The following is a 21459-nucleotide window of genomic DNA, read 5'->3' on the forward strand; positions in this document are numbered from 1 at the left end:
TTAAACATTCAAAAATCCATGCAAACCAGTACAAAGCCCACCAGCCAGCCCCAGACATCCTCCGCCTTGGAAGGCATCAAAATACTGGACCTGACTTCAGTGGTGTTCGGGCCCTACGCCAGTCAGATTCTGGCCGATTATGGTGCCGAGGTCATCAAGGTTGAATCTCCCGAGGGGGATTCAACGCGTAACACCGGCCCACGCCTAGAAGAAGGCTTATCCGCAATATTTCTGGGGGTTAATCGAAATAAAAAAAGCATCTGCTTAAATCTGAAAGATCCACAAGCCCGTGATGCTTTGCTCAAACTAGCCGATACAGCCGATGTGCTTATGCATAGCGTGAGGCCGCAAAAAATGGCTGCGCTCGGGCTGGATCACGAAACCCTGCTTGCCCGCAATCCGAAGTTAATCTACGCGGGCTTGCATGGATTCGGCAATGGCGGAGCCTATGCAGGCCGACCCGCATACGATGACATTATCCAGGGACTGTCAGGCATTGCCGACATCATGACGATCCAATCCGGCACACCACGCTATCTGCCGACCATTGCGGCGGATAAAACCTGTGGCGTCGCGGCCGCCCACGCTATTTTGGCGGCCTTGTTTCAACGCGAAAGAACCGGACGCGGGCAATTCATAGAAATTCCGATGTTCGAAACGATGACATCCTATGTGCTAGTCGAACACCTGTATGGACACCACCTGCCGGGCCACTCGGATGAAATAGGCTATCCGCGGGTGTTGACCGAATGGCGCAAACCCTACCGCACCTCCGATGGGTTTGTCTGCATGATGCCTTACACGGATAAACATTGGAGAACTTTTTTCAGCCAAAGCGGGTATCCGCAACACGCTGCCGATGAGCGATTTACCTCGATCAGCATGCGCACGCGCCATATCGCCGAACTTTACGAACTGGCAGGTCAAATTGTCTCAAAGCACCCCACTGCTCACTGGCTGGATTTTTGCGATACGCATGAAATTCCTGCAGCTGCCGCAAACAAGCTGGCCGACCTTGAGTCCGACCCACATTTGAAAAGTGTCGATTTCTTTACCGATATCCAAAATGATGCCGGACACCGCTATCGCTTCACCCGAAGTCCGATTCGCATGGAGCACTCGCGCGTCGATCCGGTCATGGCGCCTCGACTCGGGGAGCACACCAGGGCTGAACTGATCCGCGCAGGCCTATCGGTGGAGATCGTGGATAAAATGCTGTCAAGCGGGGCCGCAAAACAGCATGCGGGATCTTCAGATAAAAATTAATTTCTTTTCAGGAGGCAGTCCATGTCGCAAGCCAAACTTCTCGGCCAAGGCTACATCTGGCAAGAGTTGTCGGTCGGCGATCGTTTTCAGACGTTTCGCCGCACAATCACCGAAACAGATTTAGTTAACTTTGTTAGTGTCACAGGCATGCTGGAAGCGATCTTCATCGACAAGACCTTTTCGCACGGCGCTATGAAAGGACGCCCCGTTCCAGGTGCATTGACCTATACAATCATCGAAGGTTTTGTGTTGCAGGGCATGGCGCAAAATACCGGGCTGGCATTACTTGAAGTACATCAAAAGATTTTGGCTCCCGTTGTGACGGGGGACACGATCTGGGCCGAAGTCGAAATCACCGCGATACGTCCGACGTCCAAGAATAATCGTGCCATTGTCACATCGCGCATTGATGTCAAAAATCAGGACAATGTGGATGTCATGACGTACACCGCAGTGCGTATGCTTGCTGGCGATCGACACTAATATCATTCAATCTGACTATTTGAACCTATGAAAAATAAAATATTCTTGTCTCTGCGCATTGCCTCTGTGGCTTTGCTCGCCTGCGTTGCAACGCATCAAGCCTTAGCGCAAAAAGCACCTCAGAATGCCGAAAAAACAATTGACTGGCCTACTCGTCCCGTGACGCTAGTCGTTCCGTTTCCTCCGGGTGGTCCAACAGATCTGATCGCTCGGGTACTGGCAAAACAATTGACCGAACAACTTGGACAATCTTTTCTGATCGACAACAAAGGTGGCGCCAATGGAAACATCGGGGGGCAATTTGTTGCGCAAGCCAAGCCCGACGGATACACCGCGCTTTACAACACCTCCTCGCTTGCCTTGAGTCCCAGCCTCTACAAAGACATGTCGTTTAATCCCCAAAAGGATTTCACGCCGGTGACCACGACTGCTGTCGTGCCTCTTGTTTTGCTTGTCAATCCAAAGCTGCCAGTTAAAAGCATTCAGGAATTCATCGATTACGCCAAAAAGAATCCCGGCAAATTATCCTATGCCTCTTCCGGAAACGGAAACATCACACATCTTGGGGCGTTTCTGCTAAATCAGGCAACCGGCATCGATGCCGTTCACGTTCCCTACCGCGGCAGCGCACCAGCCATGACTGACCTGGTTGGGGGGCAGGTTCATTACGACACCAACACATTGAATGATTCTGTTCAATATGTGAAAGACAATCGCCTGCGTGCGCTGGCCGTGACCAGCGCCAAGCGCAGCCCCGTTCTACCCGATGTACCAACCGTTGCAGAGACGGTGGTCCCCGGATTTGATATGGGTGCATGGCAGGGCATCGTCATGCCGGCCAAAACCAATCCGGCGATCGTTAAAAAATTCAATGCCGAGGTTTTGAAAGCGCTTCAATCGCCGGAAGTTCTTAAGCAACTCGAAGCACAAGGTGCTCAGGTGCTGGGTTCATCGCCCGAAGAATACAAAGCCTATCTTGATAGCGAAATCAAGCGATTTGCAAAAATCGTCAAAGATGCCGGCGTCACGCTGAACTGACCTCAAAAAACGACGTATGGCCTGATCCGCTGGGGTCAGGCCTCAATGGGCACTGCCCAATCATCCTCTCAAATTAAAAAAGATTGACAACGCATTTCACTTGATATTAAATAATAATATATAATTTTATATATTATCTATAAATATACTAAGGTGGTGCGAAATGAATCAATCAGTCCATCCTCTCTCCCCGAAACCATTTTGGCCCCCTCTGATTTCAGGTCTGTTGCTCGGTGCGGTATTGCTGGCAACTTTTGTCATCACAGGGCATGGGCTGGGTGCGACTGGTTTCACCACCAGACTAACCGCGTGGATCGGCATGGAAATCGCGCCGGTGGCGACCTCCGCCAATGATTACCTGGGTGGTCTGATTGAAGACGGTCAACCGTTGAGTTCATGGATCACTTGGCAAGTCATCGGGGTAGCAATTGGTGCCCTGATATCTGCTTGGTTGGCACACCGTATCCGCTTCCAAATGGACGGTCGACACATTCTGGGAGGCAGCCAACGACCAATCACTGCCTTGACTGGGGGGATTCTGGCTGGATTCGGGGCACGCGTCGCAGCCGGATGTACAAGCGGAATGGGGCTGTCGGGTGCAGCTACGCTCAGTTTGGCGGGATTTGTTTTTCTAATCACATTTTTTAGTGCCGGACTTATCGCAAGTCGCCTATTCAAAAATCAAAAAGGGAATTCATCATGCTGAACACAATACTTTCCGGACTTTTGTTGGGAGCCGGTTTCGGGTTTGTTCTCGAGCGTGCGGGTTTTGGCAGTCCCTGCAAGCTGACTGCTCAATTTCGTTTATCTGATTGGTCCGTATTCAAAGTGATGTTTACAGCAATTGTCTTCACAGCTGTAGGTCTCATGATTCTGGAAAAAACCGGTGTCATTCAAGCGGAAAATCTTTTCGTGCCACCCGCCTTTCTGGGAGCTGCCGCTTTGGGTGGGGCACTGGTTGGAATCGGATTTGCGGTTGGAGGCTACTGTCCGGGCACCTCAGTCGTCGGCTTTGTCTCAGGTCGGCTTGATGCGGGGATATTTTTAATCGGCCTTTTGATCGGTACATGGATTTTTGCCGGGTTATTCGATCAGACAGAGTTCCTCACCACTATGGGCGAATACGTCAAAGCCGAAACGCTACCCGAGGCTTTCAATGCATCGGATTTAACTATAAACACTGTGATGATTCTTGCAGCAGTTGGCGTTTTCTTGCTGGGTTCCTATATGGAAAAACACTCACGAGGCCCTGTTACCGCAGAAGAAGCCGTTAACGGTCCCAAAAGCTAACCTGATCTATTCATTGAAAATCAATTCAATTACTGGAGATTGAAATGTCCAAAAAATCGACTATTGCAGCCTTTGCTCTTGCCATGTCAACTATCGCAGGCGCACCATCGGCGCAGCCTGCCGATACAACTGCGACCCAACAAAGTGGCTCTGGCTCGAACCAAATGGCCCCCTCTTCAAACGCAAACGCCGCGTCCAAAACTCCGGGGGATGCCGGCAAACAACAACCCGCAAATCCATGCGGCCCTTCAAAGAAAAAGAAGGCCAGCAATCCATGCGGTCCTTCCAATCCCTGCGGCCCAAAGAAGCGTGGATCCGCGGATTAACCTGAACACCTAAAGATCCGGTGAATATCGACCATGAAAGCAACTCTTGCAGATCAGATTGAATACGCATCCAGCGTTTTGATGCAAATTCAAACCGAATACGCCAGCAAGGGATTTACCCTTTGCCAGGCAGCGTTAGGCGGATCTCGAGAGTTCATTGCATGGAAACACTACCCGGAACAAGACTATGTTGATTCTGTATCCGGATATGAATTTTATTATCACGCTCATGATGGATTTGAAATGCCTGAAGGCGAGCATGGACACTTCCATCTGTTCAAGCGTAGTGACAGGCATCCAAAAAAATTCATGCATCTGATCGGCGTTGCACTTGATTCAAAAGGGTTGCCTGTGCGTCTTTTCACCACAAACCAGTGGGTGACGGGTGAAACCATGGCTCAAGGTAAACATGTCATCCGCGAGTTGACCGGATTCACCATTCGTGCCAGGGGTCGATTGGCCCCCATCGCTAAATGGCTTAAAGCGTTGCTAATCATCTATGCGGATGAAATAGCTTCACTTATAGCCAGACGCGATCAGTGGATTAGCCGAAATATTGATCTCGGGACACACAAATCGATTTTGTTGCAAGACCGGAATCATCATGTTCTGAGCGAATGTCCGATCAATCTGATAGAAAAACTCTCATTTATTTCAATAAATAACCGCAAGGGAACGTCATCATGAAATTCAAGCAAGTCGCAGTCGCAATTTCTCTGAGCGCACTCGCTACGCTGGCGCAAGCGATCACCTTACCCGGATCTGTTGTCAATGCCGATTGGCTGTCGAAACATCAATCCGAAGTACAAGTCATAGAGGTGACCAGTGACGTTGCCTCTTTCACGCGACAGCCTGAGATTGAAACAAACGCTAAAACAGGCAAAAAAGTTTTAACCGAAATAGGTGGTCATATTGAGGGATCTGGCTTGATTGACTTCACCAAAGTTCGAGCTGAGCGAATGATTGATGGAAAAAAAGTTAAATACCTGATTCCTGAAAAGGTCGACTTCGAAAAACTGGTTCAAGCTGCGGGAGTCAAGCGCGATCAACCGATTGTTCTGGTGCCGATTGGCCTGGACATCGCGGATGTCGATGAAGCTTTAAGAGTATTGTGGCAATTCAAGGTTTATGGAGAGTCCAATATTGCGGTTCTGGACGGAGGATTGGCAGGATGGATCATGGATGGAAAAACATTTTCCACAGCTAAAGCCGAAAAGCCTATCGGCAATTGGATTGCCAAAGGAGAACGCAAAGATCTGATCGCCTCCTCTAGTGATGTCGAGCAGGCATCGAAATCTGGTAAGACGACATTGATAGATTCACGCCCTCCCTCACAGTATTTCGGAATTTCCAAGCGAGATTATGTCGGTGACTACGGACATATTGCCGGTGCCAAAAATTTTGCTCCAGAATTATTAACTCGATCGCAAAACGGGGCGCTCTACTTTCTGAGCAAAAAGTCTTATGAAGAATTGTTGACACAAAACGGCATCATGCCCGCAACACCCGCAATCAGCTATTGCAACAGCGGACACTTCGCAGCAGGCTCGTGGTTTGTCGCTTCGGAAATAGTCGGCAACCCTGCGGTAAAGCTATATGATGGCTCATTGCATCTGTGGACGATAGAAGGACGCCCGCTTGTAAGCGTTACCCGTTAATTCGACACTTGGGGATTGGCTCTGATGGATGGTAAAAAATCCCACTGGGAAAACGTATATGAGACCAAACCGGCAGACTCGGTCAGCTGGTTTCAGCCTCATGCGGACCAATCGCTCAAAATCATCGAATCTTCCGGGCTTGGAAAAAAGGTAAGTTTGATTGATGTGGGAGGCGGGGCATCTACGCTTGTGGATGATTTGCTTGACCGCGGTTACGATGATGTATCAGTTCTCGATCTATCTGCATCGGCGTTGAAGGTCGCGCAAACACGACTCGGCACCAAAGCGGATAAAGTAAAGTGGTTAGTCGGCGATATAACAAGTATCGAATTACCGGCCAACGCTTATGACATCTGGCATGATCGAGCAGTATTTCACTTCTTAACGGATGAAAAAGATCGTCATGCCTACGTTGAACAAGTCATGCGAAGCGTACGGCCCAATGGTCTGGTTATCGTTGCCACCTTTGCTGAAGATGGACCCGAAAAATGCAGTGGTTTGCCTGTCATGCGTTACAACGCCGAAACTTTGCATCATGAATTCGGCGATGAGTTCGAGTTATTAGGAAAAGAAAAAGAAGTCCATCACACCCCGTTTGGAACCGATCAGCAATTTATTTATTGTTATTGCCGTAAACCCTGACGGGGACTTAAAACCCGATATCGTTGCGATCATCGCCCGGCTGCGGAACGATGTATAACGACAGCAAGCTGGACAAAGCGCAAATAAACCAGAAAAAGAAAAAGCCCGCAGCGTAGAGAACTTCGCGTTGCGGACGCAGGTAACCGAAAATCGCAACATCCAGCGGGTCGATTAAGGCGAACACCACTGCGCTTGCCATACCGGCCATCAAAAAAGATGGCCATAAAATCCACATCAATGAACGCCATTTCATGTGGCTGCCCCTTTTATCGCGTGACGGATTCAGAAGTTGGCTTGGTTAGATTCTTTTCAACCACAAGTCCACGCTTCATGCCGCCATCCAACAAGGGTTGATCGGAAAAATTCTTGAATGCGAATGAAATTGTAATGGCACAGCCAATGATGGCAATCACCGGTCCCGCCATCAATATCCAAGGCCAAGGCTGGCGATACCATGGGCCGTTATCAAGTTGCGACTCCGTTTTCAATTGTTTGTCCACAGTGTCTCCTTAATTGGGAAAGATAAAACTGGATGCTTCCTGCACGACCGATTCGATCGTGCCATCCGGTTTGATGGAAGTCGTAACGATACGAATCGGTTGGGATCCGGGCTTACCGGATTCGACAGGTGCGCGAACAACGACAGGCAACATTCTATTCGAGGCGGCGGGGACTTCTATCCGCGATGAATCCCAAGGCGTTGAATGAGCAGACTGAGCCTGATCTTGCTGACGAATGCCTAATTGATCCGCAACCTTCATCGTGATGCCAGGCAGTCCTTCAGCCTTGAACGACAGGGTCAAAGGATGTTCGGATGCATTCATAATCTGCAACCGATAAACGTTTTCTATCATGCCGCCTGCAACCTCGCGACTCAACACGCCTCGATCCCGGATGACATCGACGCGCAAGGTTTCCCTTGTTGCGAGCGCACCAATGAAAATGGAAACCAGAATCAGCATGATCAAGCTGTATATCAAGACACGAGGCCTGAACAAATGCCTACGCACTTGCGAAACCGAAAGTCGCTCGAGCATGCCACGCTCGGATGTATAACGAATCAAACCACGCGGATAAGATACCTTATCCATGACCTCGTTACAGGCATCGACACAGGCTCCGCAGCCAATGCACATGTACTGCAATCCCTGTCGGATATCAATACCGGTCGGACAAACCTGAACGCAAATGCTGCAATCGATGCAATCCCCCAATCCGGCGGCTTTATGATCGATTTTGCGTGAGCGTCCGCCACGCGGCTCTCCGCGCACGGTATCGTATGTCACGATCAAGGTGTCGCGATCGACCATCACGCTTTGAAAGCGTGCGTAGGGGCACATGTATTTGCAAACCTGCTCGCGCAAGAAGCCGGCATTACCCCAAGTTGCAAAACTGTAAAAAATTAACCAGAACCACTGCCACGGGCCAAGCGTTAACGCAATCAGATCCGCGCCAAGACTACGTATTGGGGAGAAAAATCCCACGAACGTAAAACCTGTCCAGCAGGCAACAATCAACCACAAAACGTGCTTAGTGGTCTTAATGCGCAACTTGCGAAATGAGAATGGAGACTCGTCCAGACGAATCCGCGCCACTCGATCACCTTCCACACGGCGCTCGATCCACATGAAGATTTCGGTATAGACGGTCTGAGGACATGCATAACCGCAAAACAAACGACCAGCGACTGCGGTAAACAGAAAAAGTCCCAGCGCGGAGATGATTAGCAACAGGGTCAGATAAATCACATCCTGTGGCCAAAGCACCATGCCGAAAATATAAAACTTACGCGCCCCAAGATCGAACAGAACTGCCTGGCGATCGTTCCAATTCAACCAGGGCAAGCCGTAAAACAATAACTGCGTCAGAGCAACAAAAACAATACGCCAGCTGGCGAACCATCCTTTGACTGATCTCGAATAGATTTTTTGCCTAACATCGACAATCTGTTCTTCGATCGTTTCGGCGCCGGCAGGCACAACTTTCGCCCCGGCCGGTCGCCATGCTGGAGGTTCCGATGAAGAACCTCCCTGATCAGACTTTGAATGAATCGCCATTCAGATTACTCGCTTACTTTGCTACATTCGTAGTTGAAGACGCCACATCTTTACCGCCGGTCAGACCCCACACCCAAGCCGTCAACATTCTGATCTGCTCGGGAGTCAATTTCTGGGCCTGCGCGGGCATACGGTTATTACGGCCGTTCAGAATGCCATTGACGATCTCGTTTTCTGAACTACCGTACAACCAAACGTCATCGGTCAGGTTTGGCGCGCCAAGCGCCTTGTTACCCTTGCCTTCTGCGCCGTGACAAGCCACACAGAAGTTCTGATATTCGCGTTTGCCGCGGATCGCTCTAATCGAATCGCTGGCAAGACCTGACATCGAACGAACATACTGGGCGATATCACCGGCAACCTGAGGAGACATGGACTCCTTGAATCCGGGCATCACACCGTTACGGCCATTCGTGATGGTTTCTTGAATAACAGCGGGTTCGCGTCCATACATCGAGTCACCTTCGACCAGATTGGGAAACGATTTGCTGCCCCTGGCATCCGAACCATGGCACTGTGCGCAGTTGTTCAAAAACAGACGCTGGCCGATCACTTGTGCATCCTTGTCCGCTGCGATGGCTGGGATGTCCATGGCAGCATACTTTGCAAACACAGGCTTGACTGCGGCATCATGGGCCGACTGATCCTGCTGGATTTCCTGCTGGGTCGTATAGCCAAGCTTGCCGGCGTAAAAGCCAAGTCCCGGATAAAGAATCAGGTAGCCCAGACCGAAGATACACATACCCACATACATGATGGTCCACCAACGCGGAACTGGATTGTTCAACTCGCGCAGATTGCCATCCCATACGTGGCCAGTATCCTCAACTTTAACCGTGCGGGATCCCAGCCACTTGCGCTGCGAAAAAATCAGCCACAAGCACCAGATAATGCCAAGCACCGCAATGCTGCCAACGTAATAGCCCCAAAAGCCGTCAACGAAATCGCTCATGGCTGTATGTCCTTTTTAATTTGCGAATATTCAATCCCTTCATCAGGCAAAGCGAAGGGCAGCATGGCTGCTTCTTTGTTCGCCTGCTTGCGGCCACTGGAGAATGCCCACCAGATGATGCCGAAAAAAGTGATCATCGCTAAAACTGTCGAAAACGCGTTCAGATAGGCCAACATTATTTTTTGCCTCCAGCTGCAGCGGCTGCGTCTTTCGCATCCTTGATCTGAGCCTTGCGTGCGGCCGAAACCAAGCTCTGCAAATAAGCAACCAGAGCATCTTCTTCGGTCTTGCCCTTCAGGAGTGCAGGTGCTGCGGCGATCTCGTCATCCTTGTACGGCACGCCGACAACACGCAAAGCACGCATGCGGTCACCAATGTCGTTGGTTTGAACCGGAGTTTTTTCAAGCCATGGATAGCCAGGCATATTGGATTCAGGAACAACCGTGCGAGGATTACGCAAATGGATGCGATGCCAGTCGTCTGAATAACGCTCACCCACGCGTGCCAGATCAGGACCTGTACGCTTTGAGCCCCACTGGAACGGGTGGTCATACACCGACTCGCCGGCGATGGAGTAATCGCCGTAACGTTGAACCTCGGCGCGCAGCATGCGAACTTGCTGGGAATGGCAGTTGTAGCAACCTTCGCGGATATAAATATCGCGCCCGATCAGTTGCAGGGCACCATAAGGTTCAACGCCTTTAGGTGCCTCGGTCGTCGAGTGTTGGAAGAACAACGGAACGATCTGAACCAGGCCGGCGAACAGCACGACCAGGATACTGCAGATGATCATCAAACCGATATTCTTCTCAAGGGTTTGATGCGAGAAGAAAGAATGCTTTTCATTTGCCATGACGATCTCCTCAGGCGTGTGCCGACGTGGCGGTTGATGACTGGACAACAGCGGGAATCTCTGGATTCACCACTTTATTGCCCACCACGGTCTTGAACACGTTGTATCCCATCAGCACTATTCCGCCGAGGTACAAGGTGCCGCCCAACAAGCGAATCGCGTAGAACGGATAGGTCGACTTCACGGATTCAACGAAGCTATACACCAACGAACCGTCAGCTTCGGTTGCGCGCCACATCAAGCCTTGCATGACACCCGCAATCCACATCGAAGCGATGTAGAGTACGACGCCGATCGTCGCGACCCAGAAATGCACTTCAACCAAACGGGTGCTGTACATTTTGTCGCGTCCCCACAAACGAGGGATCAGGTAGTACAGCATACCGAATGTGATCATCGCGACCCAACCAAGGGCGCCAGAATGCACGTGTCCAACCGTCCAGTCGGTATAGTGCGACAAGGCGTTCACAGTACGGATCGACATCATCGACCCTTCGAAAGTCGACATACCGTAGAAGGAAAGCGATACGACCATGAACTTCAGGATCGGATCGGTGCGAAGCTTGTTCCATGCTCCGGACAAGGTCATGATGCCGTTGATCATGCCACCCCATGAAGGCGCCAGCAAAATCAGCGAAAACACCATACCGAGCGACTGAGTCCAGTCAGGCAGGGAGGTATACAGGAGATGGTGCGGACCAGCCCACATATAGGTGAAAGCCAAAGCCCAGAAGTGAACGATCGACAGGCGATACGAGTAAATGGGGCGATCGGCCTGTTTAGGAATGAAGTAATACATCATGCCCAAAAAGCTGGTAGTCAGGAAAAAACCGACAGCGTTGTGGCCATACCACCACTGAACCATCGCATCCTGGACGCCGGCGTAAGCCGAGTATGACTTGAAAGGTCCCCAGGGAATTTCGATGTTATTTACGATATGCAAAACGGCGATCGTCAAAATGTACGAACCGAAAAACCAATTGGCGACGTAAATATGCTTGACGCGACGCTTGACGATGGTCCCGAAGAACACGATGGCGTAGGCAACCCAGACCAGTGTAATCAGAATGTCGATGGGCCATTCAAGTTCTGCGTATTCTTTACCGGAGGTAAACCCCAGCGGCAATGAAACGGCGGCACCGACAATGATCAGTTGCCACCCCCAGAATGTAAACGCAGCCAACCAACCGGCAAATAAACGTGCCTGACAAGTACGCTGCACCACGTAGTAGGAAGCAGCAAACAAGGCGCTACCGCCAAAAGCAAAAATCACCGCATTGGTATGCAATGGACGCAGGCGACCATATGTCAGCCATGGAATATCAAAATTCAATTGCGGCCACAGCAATTGCGCTGCGATCACAACACCGACGAGCATGCCAACGATTCCCCATACGACCGTCATGATGGCGAATTGCCTCACAACGGTGTAGTTGAAAGTATCGGCTTTTGCAACAGGCGAACTAGCCATGATGTGCGTTCCTTTTTTCAAACGTTTTTCTATAGGCGTATCATGCCGTCATAGTGGAAAACCCCACTTGATCTGGATCAAGTGGCGAGCGGATGGTTGGAACTTTTAGTACTTAACACGGGAATGTTGCAAAATCGCTCTAATCGTCGTCTTCGAGAATCGATCTGGCAGCCTGGTCCGGATCATCGTACTGACCGGAAAATACGGCCCACCACAAGACAGCGCCGATTCCGGCCACGACGACCAGACTTAGCGGTAGAAGCAGGTAAAGGATTTCCACGGATTAGGTTTAACGGCTTAAACGGGTTCACCCGCACGCACAGGTGCGGAGCAAGCTGACCCATCGTCCCGAACGTCATGCGGAATCCGATATAAGCGCCAGGCATTGAAAACCACGGCCGCGGAGGACAGAAACATCGCTAGCGCAGCAACCCAGGGGGTCACAAGGCCGACCGCGGCAACGGGCATGGTCAAAACATGCCAGATCAGTGAACCATACAGATTCTGGCGGGTAACCTTGCGCGTCTGCTCAAACAATGCAAGCCTTTGCCCCCCGGTCATGGAAGGATAAGCTGCAATAGTGGCGTGAGCGGCGGCGAGCGAAATCGGAGCGGCTAGGGACAATGCGCAAGGGCAACTCATCACCAGCATGGAAACAAGAACAGTCAGGGCATGATCAGGACTCAATTTGAACCAAACCATTCCAATCATCAGGGAAAAAGCCAATTGAACAAGAATGAACAGGGTCGCAACACGATCGGATCGATTCAGCAACGGATCGCATAGTTGGGATTGCATTTGGCCGGACTCTATCAGGTCGACGGACTGGCGGGCACGTGTCTCGAAATAGCGCGCGGTCAGCAAGAAGGCCACAAACATGGTGACGGAATCGAAATAAACCTCGCCGGATCCGGTCATGGTCGCGATCGCGCTAGGGACAAAGGCTGCGATGATACTAATGGTGACAGGCACATCCATATTGATGCGGCGCTGGGATATTGCCTTGGCCAAGCCCCGCCACATCGGCCACGCCGCATACAGCACTACCGGCACTGTCATGACGAAACTGGCCCAATTCATCAGGAAAATCGCCCAATCGAGGACTTCGAGACTGTCATTTGGACCGGCATCGACACGCAAATAACCCGGCAAGGCAAACATCATGACTTGCATCATGGCCAGCCAAGCCAGCCCCAACCGCACTAGCGTGCGACGCCTTTCGACCAATTCCTGGGGCGTGAGGGGTCGATTGAGCGCAAAGATGGATTTAGCCATAATGAGGCAAATGATATGTCAATAACGAAAAATCGGACTTGATAAAAGTCAATTTTGCAGGGATTCGATAAAATTTGTCATCATTCTCGGATCGACTCATGACAGACTTCCTGCAACATGCCCCTCTTGGGCAGACAGTACTTTATCCATCTCAATACGATGCTGGTCTGCTGTTTCCGATCCCGCGTGCCGAGGCGCGAAGCCAGATAGGGATCGCGGACTCGGCCCTGCCCTTTACGGGATGGGATTTGTGGAATGCCTATGAAATGTCGTGGCTAAACGCAAAAGGACTGCCCCAGGTAGGTATCCTTCGTGCACGCGTGCCGCTCGACAGCGCCAATATTATCGAATCCAAGTCATTCAAGCTTTATCTAAACAGTTTTAATCAAACCCGGTTCGATCACCCACAAGCTGTTATCGATCTTCTAACAAAAGATTTATCAGATGCCGCTGCCGGCACGGTCGAAATCGACTTGATTGGACCCGAACGGTTTGGCCTTGAAATTTTTGGCGAGTTCGATGGTATCAATCTGGATTTGCAGGACGTCGAAATCGATCAATATCAAACCGATCCGACCCTGCTTGAGCTAGATAGGCATCCCAAGTCGAATGAGGCAGGCCACGTCACGGAACAATTATTTTCCAGACTACTGAAATCGAACTGTCCCGTAACCGGCCAACCCGACTGGGCTTGTGTGCAAATTATTTACTCGGGCAAACCGATCGATCACGCCGGCTTATTGAAGTACATCGTCTCTTTCAGGATGCACAGCGGATTTCATGAAAATTGTGTTGAAAGAATTTTTTCAGACATCATGAACCGATGCGCGCCTGCCACTCTGTCGGTTTTCGCTCGCTACACCCGTCGAGGCGGTCTGGACATCAATCCATGGCGTGCCACCCCCGGAATGCCGGCTCCACAGTGGCGCCGTAGCGCCCGCCAGTAGTGATTCACGCATCAAATCGCTTTTTCGCGAATGATCGGCCAGGCTTTGCGAAGGTAATACAACATCGACCATACTGTCAGGACGGCGGCGATCAGGATCAGCAACTGACCAATCGGCTTAAGATTAATGCCAAAGAGGCTTTGGCTGTATAGCAGACAAGGGATCGCGACCATTTGAGCCGCTGTTTTGACTTTACCCAGGGAATGAACAGCGACGCTTGCGCTTGCGCCCAGCTTGGCCATCCATTCACGCAAGGCCGAAATGGTGATCTCCCGACCGATAATGATCAAGGCAATAGCGGCATCCACCCTGCCGAGCTCAAGCAAGATCAACAGGGCGGCGGACACCATCAATTTGTCCGCGACCGGATCCAGAAACGCACCAAAAGAGGAAGTCTGATTCAAGCGACGCGCCAACCAGCCATCAAACCAGTCGGTCAGGGCGGCGATGATGAAGGCAAGCGCAGCCCAGAGATCACGGCTAGAGGTCGAAAGCCAGGAGTCCGGCAAATAAAACAGCCCGACAACGAGCGGGATCATGGCTATGCGCAGCCAAGTCAGGAAGATGGGAAGATTAAATGGCATACCCGTATGCTAACTCAGATCAAGCGAAATATTTCTGTCATGAAACACGCTGGAATTCGAAACAAACCGATCGAATCGTACGCGCTACCGTAAAGCAAAATAAATCCGCTCGGCCAGCTCGGGAGAAATACCCTCTACGGACGCAAGATCTTCTATGCCTGCGTTAGCAACACCGGAAAACCCTCCAAAGCGTGCCAGCAGGCGCTGACGCCGTTTCGCCCCCACTCCGTCGATGTCTTCGAGCCTGGAGACGTTTCGCGTTTTGGCACGCTTGGCGCGCATTCCGGTAATTGCAAACCGGTGGGCTTCATCGCGGATTTGGGCAATCAGCATCAACGCTGCGGACTCCTGCCCTAAAACCAGCGGTTTGCGCTCGTCGGCAAAAATCAGGGTTTCTAGTCCGACTTTGCGGTTTTCGCCCTTAGCCACCCCCACCAAAACGGCGATATCCAAGCCTAGCTCGGAGAATACCTGGCGGGCAATCTCGACTTGCCCTTTCCCGCCATCAATCAGCACCAATCCGGGCAAAGTCGCCTGACCATCGGCCACTTTGCCAAAGCGACGCGTCAATACCTGTCTCATGGCGGCATAGTCGTCGCCCGGAGTGATTCCGGCTATGTTGTAGCGGCGATAAAGTGAAGGTTGCATCGCATGGTGGGAATACACCACACAGGAAGCCTGAGTCGCCTCGCCGGCTGTGTGGCTAATGTCGAAACACTCGATCTGCAGCGCCTCGAGCGCCAGCGGGTCGCAATCCAGGTCAAGCACCTCGGCCAAAGCCAACGTGCGTGCACTTCGGGCCCCTGATTCGGACAAAGCGTTAGCCAATGCCATCTCGGCGTTACGAACCGCTTGCTCAAGCCACGCCCTGCGCATGCCTTGAGGCCGACTGACGTAGTTTGCCTTGGCACCACGTGATTCGCTCAGCAATGAAATCAACTCATCATCGGGCAAAGGATGCGAGCCAATAATCGAGGCCGGCAGAGGATTGTCGAGATAGTGCTGGGCAATGAACACCTCAAGTACCTCGGCTGGGGAGTCTCCATCGGTGTGGGTTGGAAAAAAGGCGCGATCCCCTAAATGGCGACCACCACGCACCATTGCAAGATTGACACACACTTTGCCTCCTGATGAAGCGACGGCGATGATGTCTGTGTCCCGACTATCTGCATCCTCCATGGTCTGCTGATGCAGTACTTTGGCAAGCGCACCCATCTGATCCCTCAAGGCGGCCGCCTGTTCGAACTCGAGCGCCTCGGATGCAGCCAGCATGCGTGATTCGATATCACCCATGATTTCCTGCGTTTCGCCATTCAGAAAACGAGCTGCACGTTGCGCATCTTCGGCGTAATCCTCAAGAGCAATTTCCTTGACGCACGGTGCCGAGCAACGACCGATCTGAAACAACAGACAGGGGCGAGAGCGATTTGCATACACTGTATCTTCGCAGGTGCGAAGCCGAAAAACTTTTTGCAGAATCTGAATGGTTTCCCGTACCGCCCAGGCACTCGGGTAGGGTCCGAAAAATTGTCCTTTTTTCTGAGTCGAGCCCCTGTAGTATGCAATGCGAGGTGCGGCATGCGCCGACAACATCAAATACGGATAAGACTTGTCATCGCGAAACAGAATGTTGTAGCGCGGACGCAGACTTTTAATGAGATTATTTTCAAGAATCAGCGCTTCGGCTTCGGAGCGCGTGACAGTCACTTCGATTTTGACAACCCGGGCCACCATGTGTCCGATGCGCGGACTGGAAATGGTCTTCTGAAAATACGAGGAGACACGCTTTTTAAGGTCGCGCGCTTTGCCAACATAGAGAACCTCACCATCGGCATCGATGTGGCGGTACACACCCGGCAAATGGGGCAGCCGGGCCAGGTACGATTTAATATCGAATATCGGTGATTCAGGGTCGTTCATTGAGCTCGCGCACCGACTTGAGCGCTTGCCGATAAGCCAGCGAGGCTTGCAAGGCCTTCCATCTCAACGGTTTGTTTTTTGGCATCAAGCGCTCTATTCGCGCAGCAGAAACCGGGTCAGCTTTGTGTTGCAAGCGACCCAGCAGGTCGTCAGCCAAATCCGAACGATTGCACACCAGCGCCATATCGCAGCCTGCACCGAGCGCAGCTTTGGCTCGGGCCAGAATGTCACCGGCAACCGAGGCGCCTTCCATCGTGAGGTCATCGGAGAACACCACGCCGTCGTAGGACAGTTTCGTGCGTAGGATTTCCTGTATCCACTTTTCCGAAAAACCAGCCGGCTTGCTATCGACTTTCGGGTAAATCACATGCGCAGGCATGACCGATGCAATCACCTGGTCGCCCAACCATTCATATGGTGCGGCATCTTCACGCAAAATTCGTGTCAGTGTGCGCGGGTCGCGGGGAATTTCATGATGCGAATCGGCTGCAACTGCACCATGGCCCGGAAAATGCTTGCCACAAGACGACATGCCGGCGAGTGACAAGCCTTGCGATAACGCTCTGGCCAACATGGCTACAACTCGCGGATCACGGTGAAAAGATCGATCACCTATGACGCGGCTCACGCCATAGTCCAAGTCGAGAACAGGCGTGAAACTGAGATCGACACCACATGCCCTGAGCTCGGAACCAAGCACATAACCTACATCTGTTGCCATCCGCATCGCAAGCATCGGATCATTCATCCAGGCTTCGCCAATTTTGCGCATAGATGGCAGGACGGTAAAACCATCAGTGCGAAAACGTTGCACCCGCCCGCCTTCGTGGTCCACCGCGATCAACAATCTGGGGCTGCGTAACTTATGAATTTTGCGCGTCAAATCGACCAACTGCTCGCGGCTCTCGAAGTTTCGGGCAAACAGAATAACTGCTCCGACCAAAGGGTGACGCAGCCGTTGTTTTTCATCATCAGTCAACGTACACCCAGCCACATCAACCATCAAAGGACCACGAGTGACGATTTCATTTTTTTTGCTAGACACGATCAACGCGCTCCTTGAGATTCCACTACAACATAGGCGGCACCGTATTCCAACTCATCCGTTATCGATACGTGCGCCGCTCCAAAACGATTTTCATACCACTCGGCCAGCGGGGAAGACAACACAACGCGAGGCCGCCCACCGGGCGCATTTAAAGTTTGCATGCGGGTCCACCACATAGGCGCGTGCATGCCAAGTCCGATCGCCTTCGAAAAAGCCTCTTTGGCGGCAAAACGCGTCGCCAGGTAACGCACCCCGCGCAAGCGATCCCGTGCCGCACGTGCGCGAAACACCTTAAGCTCGTCCTGTCCGAGTATTTTTTCGGGAAATCTTTCGGGATGGCGTTGCCAGGCGCGATCTATACGATCCATCTTGATCAGGTCGATGCCTATTCCCGCTATCGCATCCATCAAAGCAACCTCAATCTTGTCGCGGCGAAAGCAATGCGCCCCGGTCTGCCTGCAATGAGGCTTGAACCATGCGGGCCTTCATATTACGGATCGTCTGCTCCCAACCATCGAAAACAGCCTGAGCGACCAATGCATGTCCGATATTGAGCTCGGAAATTCCCTCCATGGCGGCAATCGGGTCAACATTATCGAAATGCAGCCCATGGCCGGCATTGACTCGCAGTCCTTGGCCCACTGCAAAAGCCGTCGCGCGACGCAAACGCATGAGCTCGTGCTCGACTTGATCTGCAGGCGCTTCGGCGTAAGCACCAGTATGCAGTTCGATCACCCGCGCACCGCAATCGACCGCGGCACGAATCTGTGACTCTTCGGGATCGATGAAGAGAGAGACGCGGATTGCGTTCGATTCGAGTTGACGAACCGCAGCTTGAACCGCTGCAAATCCACCAATGACATCCAAGCCACCCTCGGTAGTCAATTCGGTGCGCTTTTCCGGCACCAGGCACACATCCTGAGGCTGCACTTTGCATGCAATATCCAGCATTTCAGCGGTGACGGCGCACTCTAGATTCATGCGGGTACGCAACAACGGCCTCAACTTGAACACATCGGCATCCTGGATGTGACGTCGATCTTCACGCAGATGCAAAGTGATCAGGTCCGCCCCCGCGTCCTCGGCGCGCAATGCAGCGACGATCGGATCGGGATAGGTTGTATGGCGCTGCTGACGCAAGGTCGCAACGTGATCGATATTAACGCCGAGATCTATCATGTATTCACACCGCAGTTGACTTCGAAACTTTGCCCGCTGAAACTTTGATTCAATCGCGCATATCCAGCAGATTATCACGGCCTCGCGATCGTTAACGGAGGATTTCCCCCGCGCTTTTGATTAATGCATCTGAAACCACAACTCCCTGCTTTTGCGCAGCGTTCAGGTTAAGCATCAAAAGAGGTCTGGCGATCTCCGGCTTGATATTGACCGGAGTTGTTCCGCGCAAAATTCTTGTCAGCATTTTGCCCGCCTGAACACCCAGATCCCTATCCGTGACGACAATCGCCGCCGTGGCACCTTGACGCACACCATTCACGTTGGAGGCGATCAAGGGCAGCTTCGCATCATTCGCAACCTTGACCAAAGCGGCGTAGGACTTTGTCACGTTGACGTCATCAAACGAATAAAAGGCATCCACCCGGCTAATCAGGCTTCGTGCGGCTGCGCCGACATCCCCCGGACGAGCTGCGGAAGCGTCCAATAGCGCCAAACCGAGTTTAGCCATTTGCTCCTGCAACTCTTTGATTTTAGATACTGAAGCTGGATCGTTGGGGTTGTAAACCACTCCAACTTTACGTGCACCGGGAACCAATTGCTTGATGACCGCAATCTGACGGGCGATCGGAACATTACTTGTTAATCCGGTGACATTGGAAGCATTTGTATCCTCGGGACTGAATGTAATCGCATCAACTGAATCGGCAACATTTATGTATACAACGGGATAGTGACGTGTAGTCGACACCGCAGCCTGAATTGCCGAAGGCGCGATCGCAACAATTGCGTCGGGTTTTGACGTTATGGCCTTGCTCATGATCATTTTCAGACGCTCGGGTTCGGCTTCTTCAAAGGTTAACTTGAATGCCTTGCCTTCAAAGAAGCCCCCCCATTTGAGCCCTTCGCGCAATCCATCCCGGATGTCGTCATTCGCAGCGACATCCTGCACGCCTAGAACAAAAACACTTTTTTGCTGCGCAAATGCCGTAGATTGGGACAACGCAATCCAAACAAGCAAAAACCCGGACAGCGCATATCCGGCGATCGATATCAAATAGCGCGACAGGCGCTGAATCCAATTCACGTGCTTGATTCCACAAACTTGATGATTTTTAGTCAAACGATTCGATTACGCTTAAGTGGCGAGATCGCATAGCATCCCATTTTAGATGGACAGCACTCCATTGGTTGCGCGCCCTGCAAATGAGCGTACCCAGCGTCTGGCCGGCAAGCGATATATCGACTCGACCTGTTCGGCCCGTTCAAGAAGCTGGTTCAAGGAAACCTCGATCGCCGGACCTTTGAAGGCGAGCACCACCTGGTTGCCGGCATCAATTTGCGGCAAACACAGGATGCGCCCATCGAAAGCCTTGCCCAAATTTCTGATGTTGCGCGCAAAACTTTCATGAGCTCCGAACAAATTGACAGTCAAGACCCCCACCTCTTCGAGTGCGTTGCGGCAACCCTCATAAAAAGCCAACGAGTCTCGCACAGGGCCCTGCGCTTGAGCATCGTAGAGATCAACCATCAATATGGACTGGGTTGCATGATTTCCGGGATCTTGGACCCACAGGCCGGCATCTTCATGCGTGACGCTCAGTCTGGCCGGGCTTGGCAACTTGAAATACATCCGGCACGCGGCAGTCACCTGAGGATTCCACTCGACAACTTGCAAGAAATTCTGAGTATTTTTCAGGCAAAATCTGGCCAGTGATCCGGCACCAAGGCCCAGCATCCCGATCGACTTACTGCGTGAAGGCTCCAGAAACAGCAGCCAAGCCATCATCTGGGCGGTGTATTCAATCACGAGATCCGCCGGACGCTTCACGCTCATCGCCCCCTGTACCCACTCGGTGCCGAAGTGAAGGTAGCGCACACCCGAAAACTCCGAAATCGTCGGGCAGTCCTCCACTGATGGGGCATGGCCCGATTTTCGCGACTTTGAGGGTTTGGACAAGAATATTCTCCATTTGAAGGGGGAATTATCGCCGGTATTGCGGTAAACCCATAGTCACTGTAGAATAACGGGTTGATCTGGATACGTGGCAGATGTCTAAACCAATACTGCTCTAATTGGTATTGGGCGTTAACTAACCTACGCTGCTGGCGACCCGAGTAACCTAAAGGATAAATGATGAAAGAAGGCATTCACCCCGAATATCGCGATGTTGTATTCGTTGACCTGCAAACCGGCAACAAATTCATTACTCGCTCCACCCTGAACAGCCGCGAAACGATTGAAATGGATGGCAAGACCTATCCTTTGTTCAAGTGTGACGTTACTTCGGAATCACACCCCTTCTATACCGGCGCTCAGACACGTATCGTCGAGACTGGTCGCGTCGAAAAGTTCCGCGCCCGTTTTGCCCGTACGACCGGTACCAAAAAGGCTTAACGCACACTATTCATACCGAATCGCTTTCCAATTCGGATATGATCCAAGGCAGCCTTTGGCTGCCTTTTTTGTGCC

The 21459-nt window shown here is 51.8% G+C and carries 27 protein-coding genes; 11 read left to right on the plus strand and 16 right to left on the minus strand.

All coding sequences use genetic code 11. The features are described from left to right. The first annotated feature begins 18 nt into the window (after positions 1-18). The 9 genes from G3I67_RS10220 (at position 19) to G3I67_RS10260 (ending at position 6703) form a co-directional block, all read left to right on the plus strand. Positions 19-1266, plus strand: coding sequence for a CaiB/BaiF CoA transferase family protein (locus tag G3I67_RS10220; RefSeq protein WP_163654965.1), 1248 nt, complete (start codon positions 19-21; stop codon positions 1264-1266). 21 nt (positions 1267-1287) lie between these two features. Further along, positions 1288-1749 carry a MaoC family dehydratase gene (locus G3I67_RS10225; RefSeq protein WP_163654967.1) on the plus strand — a complete coding sequence of 154 codons (462 nt, stop codon included), beginning with the start codon at positions 1288-1290 and terminating at the stop codon, positions 1747-1749. 27 nt (positions 1750-1776) lie between these two features. Next, the gene (locus tag G3I67_RS10230; RefSeq protein WP_163654969.1) at positions 1777-2787 is read left to right on the plus strand and encodes a Bug family tripartite tricarboxylate transporter substrate binding protein; all 1011 of its coding nucleotides are present in this window, start codon (positions 1777-1779) and stop codon (positions 2785-2787) included. Between the two features lie 163 nt (positions 2788-2950). Then, entirely contained in the window at positions 2951-3493 is a 543-nt protein-coding gene (locus G3I67_RS10235; protein ID WP_163654971.1) for a YeeE/YedE thiosulfate transporter family protein, read from the plus strand. Beyond that, on the plus strand, positions 3487-4077 hold the full coding sequence (locus G3I67_RS10240) for a YeeE/YedE thiosulfate transporter family protein (protein WP_163654973.1): 591 nt from the start codon (positions 3487-3489) through the stop codon (positions 4075-4077). The genes G3I67_RS10235 and G3I67_RS10240 overlap by 7 nt, the downstream gene beginning before the upstream one ends. 44 nt (positions 4078-4121) lie before the next feature. After that, positions 4122-4403, plus strand: a complete 282-nt coding sequence (locus G3I67_RS10245; protein ID WP_163654975.1) for a hypothetical protein — start codon at positions 4122-4124, stop codon at positions 4401-4403. Between the two features lie 33 nt (positions 4404-4436). Further along, positions 4437-5090 carry a DUF6969 family protein gene (locus tag G3I67_RS10250; RefSeq protein WP_163654977.1) on the plus strand — a complete coding sequence of 218 codons (654 nt, stop codon included), beginning with the start codon at positions 4437-4439 and terminating at the stop codon, positions 5088-5090. Then, positions 5087-6061, plus strand: coding sequence for a sulfurtransferase (locus G3I67_RS10255; protein WP_163654979.1), 975 nt, complete (start codon positions 5087-5089; stop codon positions 6059-6061). The genes G3I67_RS10250 and G3I67_RS10255 overlap by 4 nt, the downstream gene beginning before the upstream one ends. A gap of 24 nt (positions 6062-6085) precedes the next feature. After that, positions 6086-6703, plus strand: coding sequence for a class I SAM-dependent methyltransferase (locus G3I67_RS10260; RefSeq protein ID WP_163654980.1), 618 nt, complete (start codon positions 6086-6088; stop codon positions 6701-6703). Between the two features lie 7 nt (positions 6704-6710). Here the strand turns inward: G3I67_RS10260 and G3I67_RS10265 are convergent, their stop codons facing one another. From G3I67_RS10265 to G3I67_RS10305, 9 genes are all read right to left on the minus strand, one after another. Next, on the minus strand, positions 6711-6956 hold the full coding sequence (locus G3I67_RS10265) for a hypothetical protein (RefSeq protein WP_163654982.1): 246 nt from the start codon (positions 6954-6956) through the stop codon (positions 6711-6713). A 13-nt stretch (positions 6957-6969) separates the two neighbouring features. Next, a complete protein-coding gene (locus tag G3I67_RS10270; RefSeq protein WP_163655208.1) occupies positions 6970-7128 on the minus strand; it encodes a lipoprotein in 159 nt (52 codons plus the stop codon). 84 nt (positions 7129-7212) lie between these two features. Further along, entirely contained in the window at positions 7213-8760 is a 1548-nt protein-coding gene (gene ccoG, locus G3I67_RS10275; RefSeq protein ID WP_163654984.1) for a cytochrome c oxidase accessory protein CcoG, read from the minus strand. A 13-nt stretch (positions 8761-8773) separates the two neighbouring features. Continuing rightward, positions 8774-9712, minus strand: coding sequence for a cytochrome-c oxidase, cbb3-type subunit III (gene ccoP / locus G3I67_RS10280; RefSeq protein ID WP_163654986.1), 939 nt, complete (start codon positions 9710-9712; stop codon positions 8774-8776). After that, complete coding sequence (locus G3I67_RS10285) at positions 9709-9888, minus strand: cbb3-type cytochrome oxidase subunit 3 (RefSeq protein ID WP_163654989.1); 180 nt, start codon at positions 9886-9888, stop codon at positions 9709-9711. The genes ccoP and G3I67_RS10285 overlap by 4 nt, the downstream gene beginning before the upstream one ends. Then, a complete protein-coding gene (gene ccoO, locus G3I67_RS10290) occupies positions 9888-10565 on the minus strand; it encodes a cytochrome-c oxidase, cbb3-type subunit II (RefSeq protein WP_163654991.1) in 678 nt (225 codons plus the stop codon). Before ccoO ends, G3I67_RS10285 begins: the two co-directional genes overlap by 1 nt. 10 nt (positions 10566-10575) lie before the next feature. Beyond that, the gene (gene ccoN, locus G3I67_RS10295; protein WP_163654993.1) at positions 10576-12036 is read right to left on the minus strand and encodes a cytochrome-c oxidase, cbb3-type subunit I; all 1461 of its coding nucleotides are present in this window, start codon (positions 12034-12036) and stop codon (positions 10576-10578) included. A gap of 139 nt (positions 12037-12175) precedes the next feature. Further along, positions 12176-12316 carry a cbb3-type cytochrome oxidase assembly protein CcoS gene (ccoS, locus tag G3I67_RS10300; RefSeq protein WP_163654995.1) on the minus strand — a complete coding sequence of 47 codons (141 nt, stop codon included), beginning with the start codon at positions 12314-12316 and terminating at the stop codon, positions 12176-12178. Positions 12317-12333: 17 nt separating this feature from the next. Next, positions 12334-13314 (minus strand): P-type ATPase actuator domain-containing protein, encoded by a 981-nt coding sequence (locus G3I67_RS10305; protein WP_375539317.1) that lies wholly within the window; start codon positions 13312-13314, stop codon positions 12334-12336. A gap of 95 nt (positions 13315-13409) precedes the next feature. Between G3I67_RS10305 and queF the strand changes: the two genes are divergently transcribed. Further along, on the plus strand, positions 13410-14258 hold the full coding sequence (gene queF, locus G3I67_RS10310; RefSeq protein ID WP_163654999.1) for an NADPH-dependent 7-cyano-7-deazaguanine reductase QueF: 849 nt from the start codon (positions 13410-13412) through the stop codon (positions 14256-14258). An 11-nt stretch (positions 14259-14269) separates the two neighbouring features. Here queF and pgsA read toward each other — a convergent pair whose 3' ends face one another. The 7 genes from pgsA to G3I67_RS10345 all read right to left on the minus strand — a co-directional run bounded on the left by pgsA (position 14270) and on the right by G3I67_RS10345 (position 20946). After that, positions 14270-14842, minus strand: a complete 573-nt coding sequence (pgsA, locus tag G3I67_RS10315; RefSeq protein WP_163655001.1) for a CDP-diacylglycerol--glycerol-3-phosphate 3-phosphatidyltransferase — start codon at positions 14840-14842, stop codon at positions 14270-14272. An 84-nt stretch (positions 14843-14926) separates the two neighbouring features. Continuing rightward, entirely contained in the window at positions 14927-16762 is a 1836-nt protein-coding gene (gene uvrC / locus G3I67_RS10320; protein ID WP_163655003.1) for an excinuclease ABC subunit UvrC, read from the minus strand. After that, entirely contained in the window at positions 16749-17807 is a 1059-nt protein-coding gene (nagZ, locus tag G3I67_RS10325; RefSeq protein WP_311197086.1) for a beta-N-acetylhexosaminidase, read from the minus strand. The genes uvrC and nagZ overlap by 14 nt, the downstream gene beginning before the upstream one ends. A gap of 2 nt (positions 17808-17809) precedes the next feature. Beyond that, complete coding sequence (gene acpS / locus G3I67_RS10330; RefSeq protein WP_163655005.1) at positions 17810-18217, minus strand: holo-ACP synthase; 408 nt, start codon at positions 18215-18217, stop codon at positions 17810-17812. A gap of 10 nt (positions 18218-18227) precedes the next feature. Further along, positions 18228-18989 (minus strand): pyridoxine 5'-phosphate synthase, encoded by a 762-nt coding sequence (locus tag G3I67_RS10335; RefSeq protein WP_163655007.1) that lies wholly within the window; start codon positions 18987-18989, stop codon positions 18228-18230. Positions 18990-19080: 91 nt separating this feature from the next. Next, positions 19081-20073: an ABC transporter substrate-binding protein gene (locus G3I67_RS10340; RefSeq protein WP_163655009.1), complete on the minus strand. Its 993-nt coding sequence runs from the start codon at positions 20071-20073 to the stop codon at positions 19081-19083. 81 nt (positions 20074-20154) lie between these two features. Continuing rightward, on the minus strand, positions 20155-20946 hold the full coding sequence (locus tag G3I67_RS10345; protein ID WP_163655011.1) for a class I SAM-dependent methyltransferase: 792 nt from the start codon (positions 20944-20946) through the stop codon (positions 20155-20157). A 177-nt stretch (positions 20947-21123) separates the two neighbouring features. On the opposite strand from G3I67_RS10345, the gene G3I67_RS10350 reads away from it, so the two are divergent. After that, entirely contained in the window at positions 21124-21384 is a 261-nt protein-coding gene (locus G3I67_RS10350) for a type B 50S ribosomal protein L31 (RefSeq protein ID WP_163655213.1), read from the plus strand. Positions 21385-21459 lie beyond the last annotated feature (75 nt).

The organism is Sheuella amnicola (assembly GCF_010499255.1).
GTDB classification, from domain to species: domain Bacteria; phylum Pseudomonadota; class Gammaproteobacteria; order Burkholderiales; family Burkholderiaceae_B; genus Zwartia; species Zwartia amnicola.

What these genes read in the sequence shown, in the direction of transcription:
- G3I67_RS10220 (WP_163654965.1), top strand. Translation starts at nt 19, where the DNA reads ATGCAAACCAGTACAAAGCCCACCAGCCAGCCCCAGACATCCTCCGCC.
- G3I67_RS10225 (WP_163654967.1), top strand. Translation starts at nt 1,288, where the DNA reads ATGTCGCAAGCCAAACTTCTCGGCCAAGGCTACATCTGGCAAGAGTTG.
- G3I67_RS10230 (WP_163654969.1), top strand. Translation starts at nt 1,777, where the DNA reads ATGAAAAATAAAATATTCTTGTCTCTGCGCATTGCCTCTGTGGCTTTG.
- G3I67_RS10235 (WP_163654971.1), top strand. Translation starts at nt 2,951, where the DNA reads ATGAATCAATCAGTCCATCCTCTCTCCCCGAAACCATTTTGGCCCCCT.
- G3I67_RS10240 (WP_163654973.1), top strand. Translation starts at nt 3,487, where the DNA reads ATGCTGAACACAATACTTTCCGGACTTTTGTTGGGAGCCGGTTTCGGG.
- G3I67_RS10245 (WP_163654975.1), top strand. Translation starts at nt 4,122, where the DNA reads ATGTCCAAAAAATCGACTATTGCAGCCTTTGCTCTTGCCATGTCAACT.
- G3I67_RS10250 (WP_163654977.1), top strand. Translation starts at nt 4,437, where the DNA reads ATGAAAGCAACTCTTGCAGATCAGATTGAATACGCATCCAGCGTTTTG.
- G3I67_RS10255 (WP_163654979.1), top strand. Translation starts at nt 5,087, where the DNA reads ATGAAATTCAAGCAAGTCGCAGTCGCAATTTCTCTGAGCGCACTCGCT.
- G3I67_RS10260 (WP_163654980.1), top strand. Translation starts at nt 6,086, where the DNA reads ATGGATGGTAAAAAATCCCACTGGGAAAACGTATATGAGACCAAACCG.
- G3I67_RS10265 (WP_163654982.1), bottom strand. Translation starts at nt 6,956, where the DNA reads ATGAAATGGCGTTCATTGATGTGGATTTTATGGCCATCTTTTTTGATG.
- G3I67_RS10270 (WP_163655208.1), bottom strand. Translation starts at nt 7,128, where the DNA reads ATGGCGGGACCGGTGATTGCCATCATTGGCTGTGCCATTACAATTTCA.
- ccoG (WP_163654984.1), bottom strand. Translation starts at nt 8,760, where the DNA reads ATGGCGATTCATTCAAAGTCTGATCAGGGAGGTTCTTCATCGGAACCT.
- ccoP (WP_163654986.1), bottom strand. Translation starts at nt 9,712, where the DNA reads ATGAGCGATTTCGTTGACGGCTTTTGGGGCTATTACGTTGGCAGCATT.
- G3I67_RS10285 (WP_163654989.1), bottom strand. Translation starts at nt 9,888, where the DNA reads ATGTTGGCCTATCTGAACGCGTTTTCGACAGTTTTAGCGATGATCACT.
- ccoO (WP_163654991.1), bottom strand. Translation starts at nt 10,565, where the DNA reads ATGGCAAATGAAAAGCATTCTTTCTTCTCGCATCAAACCCTTGAGAAG.
- ccoN (WP_163654993.1), bottom strand. Translation starts at nt 12,036, where the DNA reads ATGGCTAGTTCGCCTGTTGCAAAAGCCGATACTTTCAACTACACCGTT.
- queF (WP_163654999.1), top strand. Translation starts at nt 13,410, where the DNA reads ATGACAGACTTCCTGCAACATGCCCCTCTTGGGCAGACAGTACTTTAT.
- pgsA (WP_163655001.1), bottom strand. Translation starts at nt 14,842, where the DNA reads ATGCCATTTAATCTTCCCATCTTCCTGACTTGGCTGCGCATAGCCATG.
- uvrC (WP_163655003.1), bottom strand. Translation starts at nt 16,762, where the DNA reads ATGAACGACCCTGAATCACCGATATTCGATATTAAATCGTACCTGGCC.
- acpS (WP_163655005.1), bottom strand. Translation starts at nt 18,217, where the DNA reads ATGGATGCGATAGCGGGAATAGGCATCGACCTGATCAAGATGGATCGT.
- G3I67_RS10335 (WP_163655007.1), bottom strand. Translation starts at nt 18,989, where the DNA reads ATGATAGATCTCGGCGTTAATATCGATCACGTTGCGACCTTGCGTCAG.
- G3I67_RS10350 (WP_163655213.1), top strand. Translation starts at nt 21,124, where the DNA reads ATGAAAGAAGGCATTCACCCCGAATATCGCGATGTTGTATTCGTTGAC.